Origin of the sequence: Paenarthrobacter sp. AT5, assembly GCF_032764245.1 — a bacterium.
Taxonomy (GTDB): domain Bacteria; phylum Actinomycetota; class Actinomycetes; order Actinomycetales; family Micrococcaceae; genus Arthrobacter; species Arthrobacter ureafaciens.
The window spans coordinates 2018819-2037674 of record NZ_CP136441.1 but is presented as its reverse complement, the minus strand read 5'-3'; the positions used below and the strand labels follow the sequence as shown (position 1 = coordinate 2037674).

Sequence of the window (18856 nt, the reverse complement as noted above, 5' to 3'; positions counted from 1 at the left end):
ATGAGTGCTGCGGTGGCACTGCTGTTTCCTGCGTCTAGGTGTTCCATTGACATTCTTTCCGTCAGGTTCGGACCGAGGCTGGGGCCGGCAACCAGCCGCCCACTTCCGCCTGGGCAGAGTGTTCTTCTTCCCCGCGGTACATCAGCCAGGGATCCGCCACGAATGCTTCGGAGCTTCCCGGCCCTTTGGACGATGCCAGCAGAGCGGGCGCGTTGTCGGTTAGCATGTGACGCGCCACGCCTGCCGCCTGACCAGGTGTCCAGCCGGAACGTCCGGAGACACGGAAACAGTGAAAGACCAGTAGTCGTGCTGGGTTACAAGCACGCCGCCTCTGCGGCTGCGGCATGCGGACGAAGCAAGTGCAACCGCTGCATCGAGCTCTGCCTGGATCACGAGGGCATCGTCGCCGTCGACTTCAAGCGTGGTTTTGGACCGCTGAAACATGGACATGAAAATCACCTCTATGTGAATTACTGGGGCTGCGTCTTAGGCACTTTTGCGGTGCTCGAAGTCACACCCTAATTGTAGGCAACTTGTATACGACTTGTCTATATGGCGCAGGCCTGAGTTGCCCTATTTGTGTTGGCCGGCTTGTTTCGCGGATCGACTCCTCAGCCAGCCTGACGTTGAAGGCAAGGCCCGGGGTTAGGTCAGCGTTGGGGCGTCTATTCGTGCCGTTTTGTCTGCAACCACGTCGCCGTCGACCATCGTGAGGATGACCGGGGCCGCTGCAAATTCATCAGGAGTGGCATTTAGTGGATTCTGGGCGAAAACCGTCAGGTCAGCCCTGCCTCCCGGGCGCAGGATGCCGCCTTCTTCTCCCACGGATTGCCAGTACTGGCTGGTGTACCCTTCCAGTGCGGCGCGGGCGGACAACGCCTGTTGGGGCTGTACCGGAGTGATGTCGGGCCTGCCTGCCGGTCTGCGGGTTTGTGCTGCAGCGATGACGCCGCGCGGGTCGAAGGGGGCAATAGGCCAGTCGGACCCGAGAGCGACGACGGCTCCGGCCTCGCGCAGATCACGTGTGCGCCAGGCGTGGTTGGCGCGTTCGGTCCCCAGGCGGCGTGACCAGTTGTCGGTGTGGTCGGCGCGGCTGTACAAGGTGCAGTGTGTCGGCTGCAGACTTGTTGTGGCGCCGGACTCGACGACCTGGTTCAGCACCTCGTCGGGAATGGATTCGATGTGTTCAATCCGGTGGATTGTCCCGTTCGGGGGAAGTGAGGCGACGGTCCGGGCGACGTGGGAGACGGCCCTGTCTCCGATGGCGTGGGTGGCGGTTGGAACGCTGTTGTCGTGAAAGAATCTCATGGCAGCCGAGAGCCCTTCAGGCTCGGGCCACAGCGGGTCCACTGATTCGCCGTGCGTATCAGGGGCCAAAAGCCATGCGGTTCCGTTGTCGATGGTGCCGTCCATCATGAGTTTTATTCCGCGGACGTGCCAGCGGCGCCCATGGCGGCCCTGCATGGCCAGGAGTCTGTCCAGATCCTCCTGCGATACGCCGGGCATGACCCACGGGGAAATGCGTAGACGAATGGACAGGTCGCCCCGTTCCTCGAGAGCTTCCAAGACCTCCAGGGAGTCGGCCTGGCCGAAGTCAAGCATCTGGCCGCCCACCAGCCCGGCTTCGGCCATCGAGCGCAGCAGCCGGTCGAGTTCGTTTACTCTTTCGTCGAATGACAGTGGCGGGAGCTTGGGTTGCACCAGTTCCATGGCGGCCATCTCGTACAGCATACCGTTGGGTTTACCGTCGGCGGTCGTGCCAACGAATCCTGAGCTGTCCAGCTTTTCCCGGCCTGTTACCCCTGCGAGGCTGAGGCCGGCGTCGGAGACCAGGGCGGCGTGGCCGTCAAAAAGGGTGATGTAGACGAGTTCTCCATCCAGGATGCCTTCGAAGATGTCGTTGCTGAACTCCGCTTCGCCGAAGATCACCGGGTCAAGGCCCCAGGCGAAGAGCCAGTCCCTGCCGATCCGGTGGGGTGTTTGGGCGGCATATTCGGCAAGTGCCAGCCGTACCTCGCTGAACTCTGTTATGCCGTTCAGGTCCAGGCCGCGGGCGATGCTGATTCCAAGTATCGGGTGGATGTGCGCGTCAATCAGCCCGGGGGTCACCGTGGCGTCCCCAACGTCAATGACGCGGGCAGCGCCTGGGGTCCATTGTTCTGCTTCCTCCGTTGGGCCTATGGCGACGATGTGGCCGTCGTTGATGGCGATGAAGCCGGCAGTTTCTTCAAGGTGTTCACCGTGAAGGATGCTGGAGGAAAGGATGAGGATGTCGGTGGTTGCGGGCGTGCTCAAGCTGTACTCCTGTAATGTTGCGGAACCACGGCCGGCACCCGGGACTATGTCAGGTGCCGCCGCTGATGGCTGCCTTAAGACCTACCGACAACACGTCGGCCAAGAAGGCGAAGCGGTCCATGTGGCTGGTTGTCACAGCCTGCTGGGCCGCGGAGAGGTGGGGGAAGTCCGCCCGGTGGGGCTCGGGAATATCCCAGGCGGATTCCATTGTGATGACGTCGAGGCTGGCGCCAATGGCGGCGCTGTCGAGGGTTTCCAGGGTCGGAATGATGAGATGATCCGGTACTCCGACGCGCAGGAAGGCTTCTGCGAACTTGTCGTATAGGGCCAACGCTGCCGGATGCGAGACCGGTTGGGCGAGCAGCAGCGGCAGGAGGGCCGGCGCGAGGCTGTAGGCGGTTCGGAGCGCATGGAAGATCTGGCGAATAAGGACTTCGAGGTTTGCAGCAGTCAGGTCGGGAACATGGACCCGATCGGCCAGGGACCCGCGGGCGAGTTCGATGATGTCGTCCCGGCCTGTGACGTGCTTGTAGAAGGACGACTGTCGTACGCCGAGGCGCTCGGCGAGGCGTGGAATCGACAGTCCTGATTCCTCCTCGAACATCGCCAGCGCTTCCCGGCCGATTTGTTTGCGGGAGAGCCGCGGGGTTCGCGGCCGGCCAATCCGGCTGGTCTTTTCGGGCGTCTGCATCTTCCAAGGCTAATCTCAAAGTGTTAGACCGCATGGCCGATGCGTTGGTACGCAGCGGGGTTCACCCGTCGCAGGATCACGGCAAGGAGGGCGCCCGCGCCGAAGACCACCGGTGCGATGAGCAAGAGGGCGGTGTTGACGGGGTCATTGTCGGGCAGTCCAGTGAGCAGCCCGACGTTGTCCACCATCAGGTACGTCACAACGCACATAATCAAGGTCGAGGCGACAGCCGAGGGTATTACATACCACTTGAGCCGGTGCTCCCTGTGCCGGACGAAAAAGACCACGACGCCGACTCCCGTGAAGGCCTGCAGCAGCAGAATGCCGATCACGCCCGGACTGTTTGCCCAGATAAGGAACTGCGTGAAGGGGTCCAGTTGCAGCAAGGCGGCGCCAACGACCAAGGCCACGGAAAGCAGGGTTTGTTCTATGCCCGCCACTGACGGCGTGCCGTGCCGGGGGCTGATCCGGCCGGAATGCTTCGGAAAGATGCCTTCGCGGCTCAGCGAGAGCGTGTAGCGGTTGATGGTGTTGTGGAAGGCGAGCTGGGAGGCAAAGATGCTGGTAACGATGAGCACGCTCATCAGGTTCACGCACCAATCCCCGGCGAAGGTTCCGGCCATGATGTATGCGGTATCTCCCGTGTCCAGGTGTCCGGCAGCGAATGCCTGCACCACTACGGGGCCGAAGGCCTGAACAATAACCCAGACTGCAAAGGCGTAGAAGGCGCCAATGAAGGCGATGGAGATGTAGGTCGCCCGGGGAACGCTCTTGTCCGGGTCCCGTGCTTCCTCACGGTAAAGTGCTCCGGATTCAAATCCCATGAATGCCGAGAAGCCCAGGGCGATCACAGCAGCAAACTGCGGGGTGAAGATCGCGTCAGGGCTAAAGGAATCAAATCCGATCCCCTCGGCACCGCCCTGGAGGAGCACTGCTGCTGCCACGACGGCGACGATTGCCGTTTCCAAGGTGAGAAGGACGGCCAACACCTTGGCGCCGACGTCGATCCCCCGCCAGCCCAGGTACCAAACTGCACCGATCGCCACCAGTGCGTAAAGCCACCAGGGCAGTTCCACCTCTGTCAACGACCTGACAGCGAGGTCGGCCTGGATGCCAAGGAGGCCGTACAGACCTATCTGAATGCCGTTGTAGCTCATCCATGCGGTAAGCCCGGAACCGAGCCCAACAACCCGGCCAAGAGACTTGGCGACGTAGCCGTAAAAGCCGCTGTAGGACTGGATGTGGCGGGTAAGGGCCATGAAACCGACGGCGAAAAGAGCAAGACCCAGGGCGCCGGCAATGTAAATGACCGGGGCACCAACGCCGCCCACGGCCAGGGCCAGCGGCGCGATCCCGACAACGATGGTCAACGGGGCGGCGGCTGAGACCAGCATAAAGACGATGTCCCGGGTGCCGATGGCATCCTTTTTCAGCTCGGTCCTAGGATCGGCCCCTGCGGGCGGCACCATCGCCGCCGCTTCATTAGTGAAAGTCATTCGCTTATTATTGACGTGGATCACAGGTTGCGTCAAGGATCGTATTTTTTTAGTGGACAAGTTGTATACGAGTGATCTACAGTCGAGGCAGGGCATCGACGTGAATTAGATCACCGAGCCGGCGCCATCCCGGCGCCTTCCTTCTTCGCAACGGTGCGCAGAAGGCACCGTCCCTAAACCCCAACAAGGATTTTCATGAGCAATGTGTCCCACAAGGAGCGGGGCGTGCGTAAGCACACCTCCCTTCCCGCAGTTGCTGCATCCAGCCTCGCCGGCACCGCCGTCGAATGGTATGACTTCTTCCTGTACGGCACGGCAGCAGCCCTCGTCTTCAACAAACTGTTCTTCCCCAGTGCAGACCCCATGGTCGGCACCATGCTGGCCCTGGGAACCTTCGCCGCGGGATTCGTCGCCCGTCCGCTGGGCGCGATTGTTCTTGGCCATCTCGGCGACAAACACGGCCGTAAGTCAACGCTTGTGGCTAGCCTGCTCCTGATGGGCGTGGCTACCGCCCTCATCGCTTTGATCCCCCCTTACGCGTCAATCGGAATCATCGCCCCGCTGATCCTGTTGTTCCTACGGCTGGTCCAGGGCTTTGCCCTCGGCGGCGAATGGGGTGGGGCCGTCCTGCTGGTCTCCGAATACAGCGACAACAGCACCAAGCGGGCATTCTGGGCCTCGTGGCCGAACGTTGGTCCGCCCCTGGGCAACCTCATGGCCGCCGGTGTCCTTGCCGTGCTGTCCGCTGTGATGCCCCAGGACCAATTCCTTGCCTGGGGTTGGCGGATCGCCTTCGGCCTTTCCGCGTTGCTGGTCATTATCGGTTTGGTCCTGCGTCTCTACGTGCAGGAAACACCGCTGTTCCTGGCCTCACAGGCCAAGGCCGATGCCGAGCATGCCAAGCAGGCAAAGCTGCCCCTGGCCGAACTGTTCCGAGGCAACTGGAAAGAAATCCTGATCGCAGCAGGCAGCCGGATGGGCGAGAACGCCGGCTTCTACATCTACTCCCTGTTCCTCATCACCTACGTCACCGAGATCCTGAAGATGGATCGCCAGACTGGCCTGAACGCCGTCATGGTCGGCCAGGGCGTAGCTGTCGTTGCCATCCCCGTACTGGCGATCTTTGCCGACCGGATTGGCCGCAAACCGATGATGATCGGAGCCTCCGTCGCCACGGTGGTGTGGGGGTTTGCCTTCTTCGCCCTCCTGGACACCCGGCAACCGGGCATGATCATCCTCGCCGCTGTTGGCGGCCTGCTGATTTTCGCCGCCTACAGCTCCGTGATCGGCGCGTTCTTCTCCGAACTGTTTCCCACCAAGGTGCGCTACAGCGGAACATCGGTGGCCTACAACGTCGCGTCCCTGATCGCCGGCTCACTTTCCCCCATCATCGCCCTGGCCCTGTACCAGGCTTTCGGTTCGGGCCAGGCCATTGCCCTCTACCTCGTCCTCATGGGCGTCATCTCCATCGTCGCCGTGTCCTTCGCAAAGGAAACAAAGGACATGAAGCTCAGCGACCTCGACGAGAAGCCCACGCCCGTAGCGGCGCAGCAGCTCTGACGTGACCGCTGTCCGTGGCAGCGGGAACACGGCCGCCACGGACAGCGCACACCTCACCCGGAAGGACAGAACGGACCCATGACTATTTTCGAGAACCCCGCGCCGACGGCACCGGAAACGGCCTATCTGTGGCTGCGCCGGGAGATCTCACTGCTGCCATGGGACCAAGAAGCCTTCCTCACCGAAAACGCGATTGCCGAGGCCGCCGGAGTGTCCCGCACCCCTGTCCGGGACGCGCTCCTCCGTCTTGAGACCGCAGGTCTGGTCCGGCGGGTCCCACACAAGGGCGCCTACGTGCCCGCGCTGACGGCACAGGACATCGAGAACATGATGGAAGTCCGGCGGGTCATCGAAGAGTGGGCCGTTAGGAAAGTCAGCTCTACCGGCCGCCTGGGGAGCGAACTTGACCGGCTCCTCCAGGACCAACAGGACAGCCTCACCGACCCGGTCGCGTTCATCGACTTCGACATCAGCTTCCACAAGCACATCGTGCATGCCGCAGCCAACCGGGCATTGGAAGAGGTCTACGACTCCCAGCGCATCAAACAGCAACGCATGGGCGTCAAGGCCGTCCAGGACAGCCAATTTCGCGGTGACCACGTCGTGGACGAACACCGGGCAATCGTCGAAGCAATCCGGCAAAGGGATGCACCAACGGCGGCCGCTGCCGTCCTGAACCATCTCGAATCAACACTCACCGTCCTCAAAGCCATCCCTGCCCACTCAAACCGCGGCTAAGACCGACGGGGTTGCCGCCCCCACTTATGAAGGAGCACCAATGGACATCGCCCTCGTCCAGTTGTCCAGCCCGGACGATGACAGCCAGACCCAACGCATCGAACGCACCGAGAAGCTTTTGCGGGAGCAGGAGGGCGCAGACCTCATCGTCCTGCCCGAACTGTGGAGCGCAGGCTACTTCCATTTCGGCCAGTACCCCGAACTGTCCGAAACGCTGAACGGACCAACGGTTCGCATGTGCGCGTCCGTGGCGAAGAACCTCGGAACCTATGTACATGTCGGCAGCATCGTCGAACGCGTCGCCGGAGGGGCCCTGCGCAACACTTCTGTCCTGGTGGACCCCCGGGGAAATATCGCCCACCAATACTCGAAGCTGCACGTCTTTGGGTACAAATCCCTTGAAGCCGACCTGCTTACCCGGGGTGACTCCCTTCAGGTGGCAGACACCCCTTACGGGAAAATGGCAGGCACCACCTGCTATGACCTCCGCTTCCCCGGCCTGTGGTCCGAACTCAGCGTGCGTGGAGCGGAAATCGTCGTGGTTCCCGCTGCCTGGCCCGCCGCCCGCCGGGAGCATTGGCGGCTGCTCACCTCCGCACGCGCGGTCGAGCACCAGGTCTACGTCCTCGCCTGCAACGCCGCCGGTAGGCAGGAAGGCGTCGAACTCGGCGGCACCAGCCGCATCGTCGACCCGGGTGGCCGCCTCCTCGCCGAAGCAGGAGACGGTGAGGAAGTCCTCCGCACCACCATCGACCCGGACCTGGTGCACACTACACGCCGCGAATTCCCGGTGATCGCTGACCGACTCACCGACTACTCAGCCCTGACCCGATGACCACGAAAGCAGACCCTATGAAAACCAGTACCGAAACGCTTACCTTTGCCGTTGCCGGCACAGATACAACGATCGAACTCACCGATTATTATGCTGTTGTGGCCGGATACACAGGCCGCGACGCCGCCGCAGTCCAGCACCACATCGATGAACTCGCCGCCATCGGTGTCGCACCGCCGCCATCCGTGCCGATGTTCTACCGGGTGGACAGCGAATCCGTCACCTCGTCCCCCGAACTCGGCGTCACCGGAGAACAGACCTCCGGTGAAATCGAACCTCTCTACATCAGGCACGATGGCCGCTACTACTTCGGCATCGCTTCAGACCACACCGACCGCCACTTGGAAACAGTGGACATCGGCGATTCAAAACGGGCCTGCCCCAAACCGGTAGCCGGCACCGTCATTCCTGTCCCCGACCTGCATGCCCTGTCACTGGACGACTGCCGGGCACGCAGCTGGGTTGACGGCCGGCTCTACCAGGACGGAACCCTCGACGGCTTGCGGACACCGGGCAACGTCGTCGAACTGCTCCTTGAGCGCAACCCCATCGGGGACCGCGACTTCGTCTGCCTCGGCGGGACCCTGCCCGTCATCGGCGGCGACTTCATCTACGGCCGCGAGTGGAAGATCGAACTCACCTTCCCGGACGGCACCACCATCGACCACACCTACATCATCACGAAAGGACACCAGTCATGAGGACCGGAGACGAATACATTAAGACGCTCAACGACGGACGCACCGTCCTGATCGACGGGGAAGCCGTTGAGAACGTCGCCGAACACCCTGCCTTCCGCAACGTCATTGGCACCATCGCCGAACTCTTCGACATCGCCGCGGAGCCGGCGAACGGGATGCAGTACCACAGCGAAGAAATCGACGGCCCCGCGAACCGCGTCTTCAGCATTCCCCGCACCCCGGAGGAGCTGAAGCTGCGCCGCCAGGCGGTCGAACGCTGGGCCAAGCACACCCACGGATGGGTCGGACGCAGCCCCGACCACGTCGGCACCTTCTTCGCCGCCTTCGGCGCCCACCCTGAAGTCTTTGAAGACACCGAACACGACTACGCAGGAAACATCACCCGCTACTACAAGCGCATTCTCGCCGAGAACCTGTACGTTTCCTACGCCATCATCCCCCCGCAGGTCTCCCGCGCCACAACAGCATCCGGATGGGAAGGCGACTTCCTACAGGTCGGCGTCGTCAAGGAAACCGACGAGGGCCTGATCGTCCGCGGCTCACAAATGCTCGCCACCGGCGGCGCCATCGCTGACGAAGTTTTCGTCACCTGCATCAAACCCCTCGGCCCGGACGACGTTGACTTCGCCATCAGCTTCGCGCTGCCCGCGGCCACCGAGGGCCTCAAGTTCCTCTGCCGCCGTCCCTTCGCACCGGCCGCGACCAGCGAATTCGACTACCCGCTGACCAGCCACTACGACGAGCCGGACGCCCTCGTGGTCTTCGAAGACGTCCTCGTCCCCTGGGACCGGGTCTTCATCAACCGCAACATCGACACCCTGCGCCGGCAGTTCTTCGAAACCGGCGCACACGCCCTAGGCAACTGGCAGGCACAGACCCGCTTCACCACAAAACTGCAGTTCATCGCCGCCGTCGCACGCAAGGTCACCCAGGTGAACGGCACCGACAAGATTCCCGGCGTTCAGGAAAAGCTCGGCGAACTCGCAGCCGTCGTCTCATCCGTGGAGTCCGCACTGATCGCTGCCGAATACACCGCCGAAGCAGACTCTTCCGGCATGCTGGTACCCGGCAAACGCTCTCTCTACGGCGCCATGGGCCTTCAGTCAGAGACCTACCCCCGCGTCATCGCGATCCTGCGGGACCTCGTGGGCGGCGGCGTCCTGCAGCTGCCCTCAGGCGTCGTGGACATGAAGAGCCCAGTCACCGCACCGGACATCGAACGCTACATCGCCTCCCCTGGCGTGCCCAGCGAAGAGCGTATCAAACTCTTCCGCCTCGCCTGGGACATCATCGGCTCGGAATTCGCCGGCCGACACCAGCAGTACGAGCTCTTCTACGCCGGCGCCCCGTTCGTCGTCAAGGGCGTCTACACCTACCGCAACTATGGCTACGAAGCGCAGGTCGCCGAACTAAACGAGTTCCTGGCAGGCTACGGCGTTGACGGCCGCAAGGAGGAAAACTAGCCATGCCAAAACCTGAAGTTGAATTCACGCCCACCTCGTCCGTCGAATTCACCCCCTGCAACCCACCCATTGAAGGGCTCTCCGAAGCCATCCTGGCCAGGAACACCGAAAACGACAGTGTTACCCGGATCCTCAAATTCGAGCCCGGAACAGACACCTCCCCCAACGGTGTGCTGACCCACGACTTCTGGGAAGAGGTCTTCATCTTCGAGGGCTCCTTTGTTGACCAGCGCCTTGGGAAAACCTTCAAGGCAGGTGACTGGGCAACCCGTCCCCCGGGAATGGAACACGGTCCCTGGATCTCGGAGAACGGCGCGAAAATGTTTGAGGTGCGCTACTACCAGAACGGAAACAACTGATGGGCGCTCCAACAGCCTTCGCAGTCCCCGACGGGCTGGCAATGCGCCGCACCATGGGCAGGTTCCTCACAGGTGTCGCCGTGGTCATCACGGAGAACGCCGGTGAACAGTACGGCATGACCATCAACTCGTTGACGTCCATCAGCCTGGACCCACCCATCCTGATGATCTCCCTGAACTTCAACACCCGCACCGGAGACGCCCTCCTCGCAAGCGGAAAGTTCGCGATCTCCATCCTCGGAGCCAAACAGGAAGCCGTGGCCCGGCAATTCGCCCAACGCGGCGGAGCCCGCTTCGACGCCGGCGACTTCGACACCACCGGAGGCGGCCTGTCCGTAGTCAGAGGCGCCCTGTCCCAAGCAGAGTGCACCGTGGTCCACCAGTACGACATAGGCGACCATCAGGTGTTCTTCGGACAGGTCACATCATGCCGTGATCGGGATGGCGACGGCCTGGCCTTCAACGCAGGAAAATTCGGCTCCTTCCACGACTTCAACCACGACGCCATGCCCTGGACGTTCTAACCTGGCATCCCTCGCAACCCAAAAGCCTCCCCTGACCCACCAAGGGCAGGGGAGGCCTTTTGCACCTAACCTCTGGGCGAACTTGGCACCAGCCGGGAACGCGCCGGACCAAACGTGACGCGTACTCCGGGCACGATGATCGCCGATTGTGATCGCCATTTAGCCGTGCAGCCCGATCCGCTCCCCTATGAAGAGTTAGTAGCCAACAATGGCTGCTCGAGTCGACTTCAAATGGGAATCAATCGCCTGATGCGTCGACTCAATGTTGCGTGCCCGAAGGGCATCAACGATCGACTGATGTTCGCCCAGCACCTGATCTGCCCGGCCGCGTCCCTTTGTGACGGCCAGTACCCCTATCCGAAGCTGGCGTTGCCGAAGGGAAGAATAGAAATCTGCGAGGATCGGATTACCTGCTGCCCTCACCATTAGGGTGTGGAACTCTGTATCAAGCTCAATGAAACGGGCAGGATCACCCTGAGCCTCCCGTTGCTGATCAATCAGGCCCTGCAACGCATCGATCTGACCTTCGACCATGTCGTCCAAGCCCGACACGGCCCACTTCTCCACGACCGAACGTGCCTGCAGGATCGCTCGGACGTCTGCGTCAGATATCGGGGGGACGTAGGCTCCCTTATGAGGCACCCTCTTGATAAATCCCTCTGCCTCAAGCCGAAGGAGTGCTTCACGGACTGGAGTGCGCGATGTTCCCGTTTCTTTAGTTAAGACAGCTTCATTGAGGAACGTCTCCGCATCCCGCGGCAGCGATGCTATGTAGCTTCTTAACCAGTTATAGGCAGTCTCTGGCGCCGACTGGCTGGAGGGAGTCAACTGGGACACATCACGCCTTTCCTTGCAGATAGCCAGTATACGGGTTGTCTTCGACCTACAGCTTCTCACCCGTCCGTGGCGTTCTTTGCGCCTAGCTTCGACAGCTTCCGGCGCTAGGTACGTCAGGCTGAGATGCCGGGCCCTGGAGCAAACCTTGCTCAAGTACGCCCGATGACTTTGAAGTACAACTCAGCCTGAGTCGATCCCTTTGCTGGGAACGTGTTGCACCTATGAACTTCCAGGACCGGCCAGTGGCCTCAGCCAACTGCTGCGTGCAACCCTTTGCCTTCCGCCGCTCTCCAAACGGAGGGCCGAGCGATCCAGCTGGCATGTCCATGTACAGCTTTACGACACTGTACGGTTACATCTGCTTCTCGACTCAGCTCAGCGCGGAGGACCGCAAAATCTGGGAGCAGCTGCTCGAACACGGTTCCGGCAATTGCAGAAAAGCAAATATAGGTGTGGACACTGTCCACACCCACTTTGGCAGGACAAACACCGGCGCCGGGCTCTCGCAAGGCGTCCCAACACAGCTTTTATATCTCGCGGGCAGCAATCCCGCAGTCATGTAGTCACCGCTCCCCCGGCACATGAATAGGTGTAGGCCACCCCGGGCCCACCGAACAGTACCGGAACGAGGAAGCACGCAACCCCACGACAGCAGGCGGAAGGCCCACCAGCCATGGACTTGAGCCCGCCACCCCACACACCTGAATAGGCTCCGCGGCAGCCAGGCCACAGCCCGCGCATCTAGCGTCAGAGGGACGCCACCACAAGCCATGTCAACACGTTAAAGCAAAAACCCCTCTGACGAGGGGTAATGCGTGCCCGAGGTGGGACTCGAACGGGATTCCATGGCTTGGGAGCACTGGGAAGTACCGGAAACATGCGGACTCCGGGCCAGTCCGGCGGCTGAACGGGCCAGTCCAAGGTAGAAAGTGTGGACAATGTCCACACTTCATTTTTGCGATTTCCGGCGCGCTAGGCCTGTCAGCGGGCTACGAGGTGCTGCGATATTGCCGCCGCAGAGTCCCTAAAGTCAATGCCTCCCGCAGCGACACCCACAACTAGCGCGAACCCCTCATTGGTCGCGAAGTCGTGGCGGTATCCGTTGATCCACAACAGCAACACCATCAGCGTCCACGCAGTGCGCTTGTTGCCGTCGATCAGCGGATGAAAACGTACGACGGACTCCAACAAAGCAGCCGCTTTCGTCGTCAGATCACCGTATGCCTCAGCACCCATGACGGTCGTCGCAGGCCTGGCCAACGCCGAAGCCAACAGACCAACATCCCGGATGTGGAAGCCATACCGGTCAACAACCTGAAGGGCGTCCTCAATATCCAGATACGAGGTTACGCGTCCTCAAGGCGGGTCAGCAGTTCAGCGTCGTGACTCATCACAAAGTCCAACCCTTCACTGATCTCCCGGCGACGGGCGTGCCGCTGCAGGACCAACTCAGCTCCCTGCAGGAGAAGCGCCGACTTGGATGTGTGCTCCTCGGCTGCGAGCTTCTCCAATCGACGATCAAGGTCTTCCGGGACACGAAGGTTCATAGCCATAAATTAATGGTACCAAAACGGTACCCATCGGCCTCTCGACCACCCCCGCCAACAACACCACCCGAACACATCATCTTCGCCGAACTGGTCCAGGCTCGAATGGGCCAAACAGCTACTCACCCACACCCTCACTGCCCCAGAACACGCAGCACCCATCCTCACCACCATCGGCTACATCAACTGGTGGGAAGACAGAAGAACAAAAGCCCACCAATACCTCCAACCCGCCCTCGACACCGACCCCGGCTACCGCTTAGCACGCCTCAGCGACCACATGCTCGGCGCCAGCATCATCGCAGGCTGAACAACAACAAAACCACCGCCTATCGAAAACAACATCGACATGCCGTGACGATATACGCGCATCAGACGAGCCCGAGCGTGCGCGTGGCGAAACTCTTGACTGTCGCTACTGATAATGCAGTTACAAAAGGCAGCGATTGACTCATGTGCTTCATCCCTTTGCCGATCTGGGGCACCAAAACAGGTAGAAGTAGTCATAGCGGCAAGTTGCGACCTGCCTTGTAACTTCCCCCGTCATTGAACGCCGTGTGTTAAGTTACCCGTTTTGCCGTCCGACTTAGGTGAGCCTAAACTAATAGGCGGCCCGTGGCCTCCGTTCCATCGCCTGCACCGTTCGCGGGCACCCCTTCATCCAGGTGGTTTTATGCGCATCTCCCTGCCTGCCTCCGTCTCTTTGGGACTGGCAGCACTCCTCACCTTGACCGGCTGCGGCTTTACTGGTTCGAGCACCGCCTCCAACCAGACCACCCAGGTTGCCGACAAGCAACAGCGGATCGTGGTGGACAACTTCAGGGCGCCTGTGGCCAACTGGGCGCTCGAAAGCGACGCCGCCTACATCCTGTCGCTCTCCGGCTGCCTCGAAACCCTGACGCGCTACGACGAAGCTGAAGGCAAGATCGTCCCGCTGCTCGCCACGGAGTGGAAGCAAACGTCACCGCTGGAGTGGGACTTCACCATCCGCGAAGGCGTCACGTTCCAGGACGGCACCCCGCTGACCGCGGAAGCCGTCGTCGGGTCCTTGCAGCGGGTCCTGAAAGCGGCAGTGCCTGCCAGGGCCTTCAACCCCAAAGTGGTCAGCGGTGTTGCTGCCCTCGACGAGCACACGGTCCGCATCACCACACCCACCGAGAGCCCCTTGGTTCCGTACCGGCTGGCCAGTGTAAACACCGGCGTTTTGTCACTTGCTGCCTTCAAAGGCGCCACCGTTGACCCGTTCGGGCACTGTACTGGCCCGTTCAAGCCCGTCTCCGAAAAAGCCAAGCAGTCCCTGACCCTGGACCGGAACGAGAAGTACTGGGGCGGCGAAGTGCAGCTGGCCGGAGCAGAAGTCCGCTTTGTGACCGACGGCGCCACCCGCACCACCCAGGTCCAGACGGGCGAGGCGGACATCTCCATGTCCATACCGGTCTCAGGCCTTGCCACCCTGGAAGCCGACAGCAACGTCAAGGTCCTCAAATCCGACTCCCCACGCACCGCCACGCTGTACATGAACAACGGGAAGGCGCCGTTCGACAAGGTGGAGTTCCGCCAGGCCGTCACCAAGGCGCTGGATCTTGAGGCCCTCGCCGCCAGTGTCTACGAAGGTGCCGCCATCCCGGCCAACGGTCCCTTCGCACCGTCCGAACCGTGGGCTGGCGGGAACCCCGGCGCTCCGAAGAAGGACGTGGACGCCGCCAAGAAGCTCCTCTCCGAGGCCGGCTACACCTCGGACAGCCCGCTGGAGATCATCGCGATCGACGAGCGTGCCGAGTTCGCCGACGTGGCAACGGTCATCCAGGACAACCTCAAGGCCGTGGGCGTTCCGGTGACCATTGTGACCAAGGAATATGCCGCCGTCGAGCCTGACCTCCTGTCCGGGAACTATGACATGGTGCTTAGCCAGCGCAACCGGCTGATCGACATCGCCGATCCGATCGGGTTCCTGACCGCCGACTACACCTGCGACGGCACCTACAACCTCAGCCACTTCTGCAACGAGGAGTACGACGCCATCATCGCCAAGGCTTCCAAGACCGCCGACGCCGAAGAGCGCTACGGCTTCTATGCCCAGGCCGGCAAGATCCTGAGGGACCAGGCCGTCAACGTGTGGCTGGTCAACGAACAGGCGATCGACGCTGTCCGCTCCAACGTCCTCGGCCACACCCAGGATCCGCTGGCGCGCTACGTGATCAGGGCACAGTCGGCGAAACCGGCGTCCTAACCAAGATGCTTTACTTGAAGACCCCGGATCGGGCCCGGCAATGATCCGGTTCCTCGCTCGACGGACAGCGGCCCTGGTGGCCGCTGTCCTCCTTGCGTCTTTCGCAGTGTTCCTGATCCCCTACGTCACCCCAGGCGATCCCGTGCGCAAGATCATCCGTTCACGCGTAGCAGGAGACATCATTGACGACTCGGCCGTGCAGGCACTGACAGCCGAACTGGACCTCCACGACCCGCTCTGGACGCAGTACCTGCGCTGGCTGGGACACCTGGCAAGCGGGGACATGGGATTGTCCTACACCAGCCGCACTCCCGTGGTCGACCAGATCCTGCCTGCACTCGGCATCACGCTCTCCATCGTCGTCCTGACCCTGGTGGTCGCTGCAGCGGTATCGCTGCTGCTGGGAGTTACGGCCGCGCTCAACGAGGGCCGCTTGCTGGACCGGGGCATCAGCGCCGTAACCCAGGCATTCATTGCCATCCCCGAATACTGGCTGGCCCCGATGCTGGTCCTGGTCTTCTCGCTGCAGCTTGCGCTGCTCCCCTCCGCTGGCTGGAGCGGCCCATCTTCCGCCGTGCTTCCCGTGGCTGTCCTGGCGCTCCGCCCCACCAGCTTCTTCACCTCAGCCGTGCGGGAAGGCGTCCTCCAGTCCTTCGCCTCCGACCACGTGGCAGCGGCCCGCAGCCGGGGAATGTCCCGCGCTGCCACTGTGGCACGGCACGTCATCCCCAACGGCCTCCTTCCACTGTCCACCTCGGTAGCCATCTGGTTCGCCGGACTGCTGGGCGGCTCGGTGATTGTGGAGGTCATGTTCTCCATCCCGGGCATGGGCAGGTTGATGTTTGACGGCGTAATCAACAGCGACATTCCCGTGGCGCAGGGTGCCGTGGTGGTTGTGGTGGTTTTCGCCGTGCTGCTCACCACCACCGCCGACCTGGTGCACACGTTCCTCAACCCGCGAATGAGGTCCACCGTTGCGTAGACTCCCCCTCCACCTGTGGGTGGCCTGTTCGGTTTTGGCCATCATCGTCGTCGGCATCCTGCTGTCGCCCTGGCTGGCCCCGTACCCGCCGGCCGGTCAGGACCTCGCCCACAGGCTCGCCCCGCCCAGCCCTGCCCACCTTTTGGGCACCGACCACCTCGGCAGGGACACACTCAGCAGATTGCTCGACGGCGGCCAGTTCTCCCTGACGCTGGCGGCACTGGCTACTGTGCTCACCGCACTCGTGGGCACGGCCATCGGCGTGCTGAGCGCGCGGCGGCGCGGCTGGCTGGACGAATTCCTGACCCGCACCAACGACGTCCTGCTCGCCATGCCGGAAATGGTGGTGGCCCTGTTCCTGGTGGCTGTCCTGGGAACCGGATACCACTCGCTGCTCCTAGCCCTGACCGTGACAGGGTGGACACCGTTCGCCCGGCTCGCCCGCTCACTGGCATTGGATGTCTCGGCGCGCGGGTTTGTCGAAGCGGCGCACGTGCTGCGGTGTCCGCCCTCGTTCATCGTGATGAAGCACATCATCCCGCACTTGGCCGGACCACTCCTGGGCCAGGCAACCCTGCGTTTTGGCCATTTCCTCATCAGCGTTGGGGCCCTGTCCTACCTGGGCCTGGGCGTCCAGCCACCACAGTCGGATTGGGGTTCCATGCTGGCCGCTGCCCAGCCCTACGCAGCGCGGGCTCCGCTGACCATCCTGGCTCCCGGCCTGGTGATTTTCGCCGTCGCCCTGTCCGTAACGCTCCTGGGCCAGCACCTCTCGCGGACGTCCAGGCTGACCACAGCCCAGGTTCTCGCTCCGGAGGCGGTGCCCGCCAATGCATAACGGATTGGTGATCGAGGGCTTGCACGCAGGCCTGAGGGATTCCCCAGGATCGCAGGTCATCCTCCACGACATCACTCTGCACGTGGAGCCGGGGGAATTCGTCGCGTTGGTGGGAGCCTCCGGCAGCGGCAAGACCATGACATCTCTGTCCATCACCGGGTTGCTTCCCGGCAACGTGGCCATCCAGTCCGGGTCCATCCGGTTGGGCGGAACGGAACTGCGCGACCTCAGCGAAGGTGAGCTGAACCGGGTGCGCGGCGGACGGATCGGCATGCTCCACCAGCAGCCCAAGCGTATGTTCAACCCCCGGATGACCGTGGAAGGCCACATTCGGGAACCGCTCAAGCTGCACTGCGGCCTCCGTGGACGCGAAGCCCGCACGGAGGTGCTCCGTCTTCTCGCGGATGCGGGCTTCGAGCAGCCCGGCAGCGTGGCCGCGTCCTATCCCCACCAGCTGTCCGGAGGCATGGCACAGCGCGCCATGATGGCTGTGGCCATGGCCGGGCAGCCCGAACTGCTCCTTGCCGACGAACCCACCTCGGCCCTGGACAAGGTGCTCGAACGCCAGGTCCTGGAACTGCTGGACCAGCAGCGGAGGAACCACGGACTCGGGGTTCTCTGCATCACCCATGACCTGGCCACGGTGTCCGCGTTTGCGGACCGCGTGATCCTCATGAAGGACGGCCGGGTCCTGGAAGAAGGCGCTACCCGGACCGTCCTGGCATCCCCGAAGACCCATTGCAGTACGTGGGAACTCCTTCAGGCCTCGGCCCTGGATCCGCGGGAGGACGGCGAACACGGGCCAGCGGACTCGGAGAAGAACACCGGGACCATCCTGGATCTCAACGGCGTGACCAAGACCTTCCCGTCCGGTTTCCGTAAGACAACAGCGGCCCTGAAAAATGTCACGCTCTCGCTGCGGCAAGGTGAAATCCTGGGCGTGCTGGGCCAGTCAGGTTCGGGCAAAAGCACGTTGGCGCGGCTCCTGGTGAGCCTTGGCACGCCGGATTCGGGAAAGATCACCACGGCGCCGGACGCTGGCGTCCAATTGGTGTTCCAGGAACCCTTCGACGTCTTCGATCCCCGCATGACGCTGCTCAAAAGCCTGGAAGCGCCCCTGCTTCGATCCTCGGGCACCGCTGTCGACCGGATCGAACGCATCCACCAGACTGTCAGGGAAGTGGAACTCGACCCGGCGATTTTGGAACGGCGGCCAGGGCAGTGCTCCGGCGGCCAGTTGCAAAGGCTGACCATCGCCCGTGCGCTGTTGCTCGAACCCGCTGTCCTCATCTGCGACGAAGCAACGTCTGCGCTGGACGCCATTACGCAGCGCAAGATCCTTGACTTGTTGCTCAGGCTGCATCGGAGCCGTGGGTTGTCCCTGATCATGATCTCCCACGACATGAACGTGATCCGGTACATGAGCCACCGTGTTGCCGTCTTCTACCGGGGCGAAGTGGTGGAGCTTGCGTCTGTGGCGGATTTCTTCGCCGAGCCGCGGCACGAGCACAGTAAACAACTGGTGGCGGCAGTTCTTCCGCTGACCCGGGGAATTCCTGATGGCGCGCCCACAACGGCCTGAACCGTCCACGCTCTGAAGTCCATCTCGTCTTCAATATCGGTTATAGGCAGTTGTGCCCTTCCTGCGCTCCCGAGCGTCAAATGCGAAGACGACTCATAACGTAGTCTTACCTCGCGTTGACTCGGCACCTTGGCCGTACGGCCCCTCGCGCACGCCGACAGGCCACTGACAAATCCCA

The 18856-nt window shown here is 62.3% G+C and carries 18 protein-coding genes; 11 read left to right on the top strand and 7 right to left on the bottom strand.

The window, feature by feature from the left end; genetic code table 11:
- Positions 1-219: 219 nt before the first annotated feature.
- From RI444_RS09320 to RI444_RS09305, 4 genes are all read right to left on the bottom strand, one after another.
- Entirely contained in the window at positions 220-450 is a 231-nt protein-coding gene (locus RI444_RS09320) for a hypothetical protein (RefSeq protein ID WP_207604671.1), read from the bottom strand.
- Between the two features lie 195 nt (positions 451-645).
- Positions 646-2295: an amidohydrolase gene (locus RI444_RS09315; protein ID WP_157238349.1), complete on the bottom strand. Its 1650-nt coding sequence runs from the start codon at positions 2293-2295 to the stop codon at positions 646-648.
- Positions 2296-2344: 49 nt separating this feature from the next.
- Positions 2345-2986, bottom strand: a complete 642-nt coding sequence (locus RI444_RS09310; protein WP_179015012.1) for a TetR/AcrR family transcriptional regulator — start codon at positions 2984-2986, stop codon at positions 2345-2347.
- Between the two features lie 23 nt (positions 2987-3009).
- Positions 3010-4482 (bottom strand): APC family permease, encoded by a 1473-nt coding sequence (locus tag RI444_RS09305; RefSeq protein ID WP_179015010.1) that lies wholly within the window; start codon positions 4480-4482, stop codon positions 3010-3012.
- A gap of 225 nt (positions 4483-4707) precedes the next feature.
- Between RI444_RS09305 and RI444_RS09300 the strand changes: the two genes are divergently transcribed.
- The 7 genes from RI444_RS09300 to RI444_RS09270 all read left to right on the top strand — a co-directional run bounded on the left by RI444_RS09300 (position 4708) and on the right by RI444_RS09270 (position 10662).
- A complete protein-coding gene (locus tag RI444_RS09300) occupies positions 4708-6042 on the top strand; it encodes an MFS transporter (RefSeq protein ID WP_242703075.1) in 1335 nt (444 codons plus the stop codon).
- Between the two features lie 78 nt (positions 6043-6120).
- A complete protein-coding gene (locus RI444_RS09295; RefSeq protein ID WP_157238352.1) occupies positions 6121-6780 on the top strand; it encodes a GntR family transcriptional regulator in 660 nt (219 codons plus the stop codon).
- Positions 6781-6820: 40 nt separating this feature from the next.
- Complete coding sequence (locus tag RI444_RS09290) at positions 6821-7615, top strand: carbon-nitrogen family hydrolase (protein WP_207604670.1); 795 nt, start codon at positions 6821-6823, stop codon at positions 7613-7615.
- Positions 7616-7632: 17 nt separating this feature from the next.
- Positions 7633-8316: a DUF2848 family protein gene (locus tag RI444_RS09285; protein WP_104997789.1), complete on the top strand. Its 684-nt coding sequence runs from the start codon at positions 7633-7635 to the stop codon at positions 8314-8316.
- The gene (locus RI444_RS09280) at positions 8313-9779 is read left to right on the top strand and encodes a 4-hydroxyphenylacetate 3-hydroxylase family protein (protein ID WP_157238354.1); all 1467 of its coding nucleotides are present in this window, start codon (positions 8313-8315) and stop codon (positions 9777-9779) included. The genes RI444_RS09285 and RI444_RS09280 overlap by 4 nt, the downstream gene beginning before the upstream one ends.
- Before the next feature lie 2 nt (positions 9780-9781).
- Positions 9782-10138: a cupin domain-containing protein gene (locus RI444_RS09275; protein ID WP_104997787.1), complete on the top strand. Its 357-nt coding sequence runs from the start codon at positions 9782-9784 to the stop codon at positions 10136-10138.
- Positions 10138-10662 (top strand): flavin reductase family protein, encoded by a 525-nt coding sequence (locus RI444_RS09270; RefSeq protein WP_197432376.1) that lies wholly within the window; start codon positions 10138-10140, stop codon positions 10660-10662. The genes RI444_RS09275 and RI444_RS09270 overlap by 1 nt, the downstream gene beginning before the upstream one ends.
- Positions 10663-10857: 195 nt before the next feature.
- On the opposite strand, the gene RI444_RS09265 is transcribed toward RI444_RS09270, so the two are convergent.
- The 3 genes from RI444_RS09265 to RI444_RS09255 form a co-directional block, all read right to left on the bottom strand.
- The gene (locus tag RI444_RS09265) at positions 10858-11499 is read right to left on the bottom strand and encodes a GntR family transcriptional regulator (RefSeq protein ID WP_207604669.1); all 642 of its coding nucleotides are present in this window, start codon (positions 11497-11499) and stop codon (positions 10858-10860) included.
- A gap of 981 nt (positions 11500-12480) precedes the next feature.
- Entirely contained in the window at positions 12481-12759 is a 279-nt protein-coding gene (locus RI444_RS09260) for a type II toxin-antitoxin system death-on-curing family toxin (RefSeq protein ID WP_338045623.1), read from the bottom strand.
- Between the two features lie 86 nt (positions 12760-12845).
- A complete protein-coding gene (locus RI444_RS09255; protein ID WP_223941739.1) occupies positions 12846-13052 on the bottom strand; it encodes a ribbon-helix-helix protein, CopG family in 207 nt (68 codons plus the stop codon).
- Between the two features lie 667 nt (positions 13053-13719).
- Here RI444_RS09255 and RI444_RS09250 point away from each other — a divergent pair.
- Genes RI444_RS09250 through RI444_RS09235 form a run of 4 tightly spaced genes read left to right on the top strand, consistent with a single transcriptional unit; the run spans position 13720 to position 18678 of the window.
- A complete protein-coding gene (locus tag RI444_RS09250) occupies positions 13720-15276 on the top strand; it encodes an ABC transporter substrate-binding protein (RefSeq protein WP_207604668.1) in 1557 nt (518 codons plus the stop codon).
- A 40-nt stretch (positions 15277-15316) separates the two neighbouring features.
- A complete protein-coding gene (locus RI444_RS09245) occupies positions 15317-16258 on the top strand; it encodes an ABC transporter permease (RefSeq protein ID WP_207604667.1) in 942 nt (313 codons plus the stop codon).
- Positions 16251-17096, top strand: coding sequence for an ABC transporter permease (locus RI444_RS09240; RefSeq protein WP_179014998.1), 846 nt, complete (start codon positions 16251-16253; stop codon positions 17094-17096). The genes RI444_RS09245 and RI444_RS09240 overlap by 8 nt, the downstream gene beginning before the upstream one ends.
- Entirely contained in the window at positions 17089-18678 is a 1590-nt protein-coding gene (locus tag RI444_RS09235; RefSeq protein WP_207604666.1) for an ATP-binding cassette domain-containing protein, read from the top strand. Before RI444_RS09240 ends, RI444_RS09235 begins: the two co-directional genes overlap by 8 nt.
- The last annotated feature ends 178 nt before the right edge of the window (positions 18679-18856 follow it).

Coding starts and splice junctions, on each gene's coding strand:
- RI444_RS09280 (WP_157238354.1), top strand. CDS start 8,313: ATGAGGACCGGAGACGAATACATTAAGACGCTCAACGACGGACGCACC.
- RI444_RS09285 (WP_104997789.1), top strand. CDS start 7,633: ATGAAAACCAGTACCGAAACGCTTACCTTTGCCGTTGCCGGCACAGAT.
- RI444_RS09245 (WP_207604667.1), top strand. CDS start 15,317: ATGATCCGGTTCCTCGCTCGACGGACAGCGGCCCTGGTGGCCGCTGTC.
- RI444_RS09255 (WP_223941739.1), bottom strand. CDS start 13,052: ATGGCTATGAACCTTCGTGTCCCGGAAGACCTTGATCGTCGATTGGAG.
- RI444_RS09290 (WP_207604670.1), top strand. CDS start 6,821: ATGGACATCGCCCTCGTCCAGTTGTCCAGCCCGGACGATGACAGCCAG.
- RI444_RS09270 (WP_197432376.1), top strand. CDS start 10,138: ATGGGCGCTCCAACAGCCTTCGCAGTCCCCGACGGGCTGGCAATGCGC.
- RI444_RS09250 (WP_207604668.1), top strand. CDS start 13,720: ATGCGCATCTCCCTGCCTGCCTCCGTCTCTTTGGGACTGGCAGCACTC.
- RI444_RS09320 (WP_207604671.1), bottom strand. CDS start 450: ATGTCCATGTTTCAGCGGTCCAAAACCACGCTTGAAGTCGACGGCGAC.
- RI444_RS09310 (WP_179015012.1), bottom strand. CDS start 2,986: ATGCAGACGCCCGAAAAGACCAGCCGGATTGGCCGGCCGCGAACCCCG.
- RI444_RS09275 (WP_104997787.1), top strand. CDS start 9,782: ATGCCAAAACCTGAAGTTGAATTCACGCCCACCTCGTCCGTCGAATTC.
- RI444_RS09235 (WP_207604666.1), top strand. CDS start 17,089: ATGCATAACGGATTGGTGATCGAGGGCTTGCACGCAGGCCTGAGGGAT.
- RI444_RS09305 (WP_179015010.1), bottom strand. CDS start 4,482: ATGACTTTCACTAATGAAGCGGCGGCGATGGTGCCGCCCGCAGGGGCC.
- RI444_RS09295 (WP_157238352.1), top strand. CDS start 6,121: ATGACTATTTTCGAGAACCCCGCGCCGACGGCACCGGAAACGGCCTAT.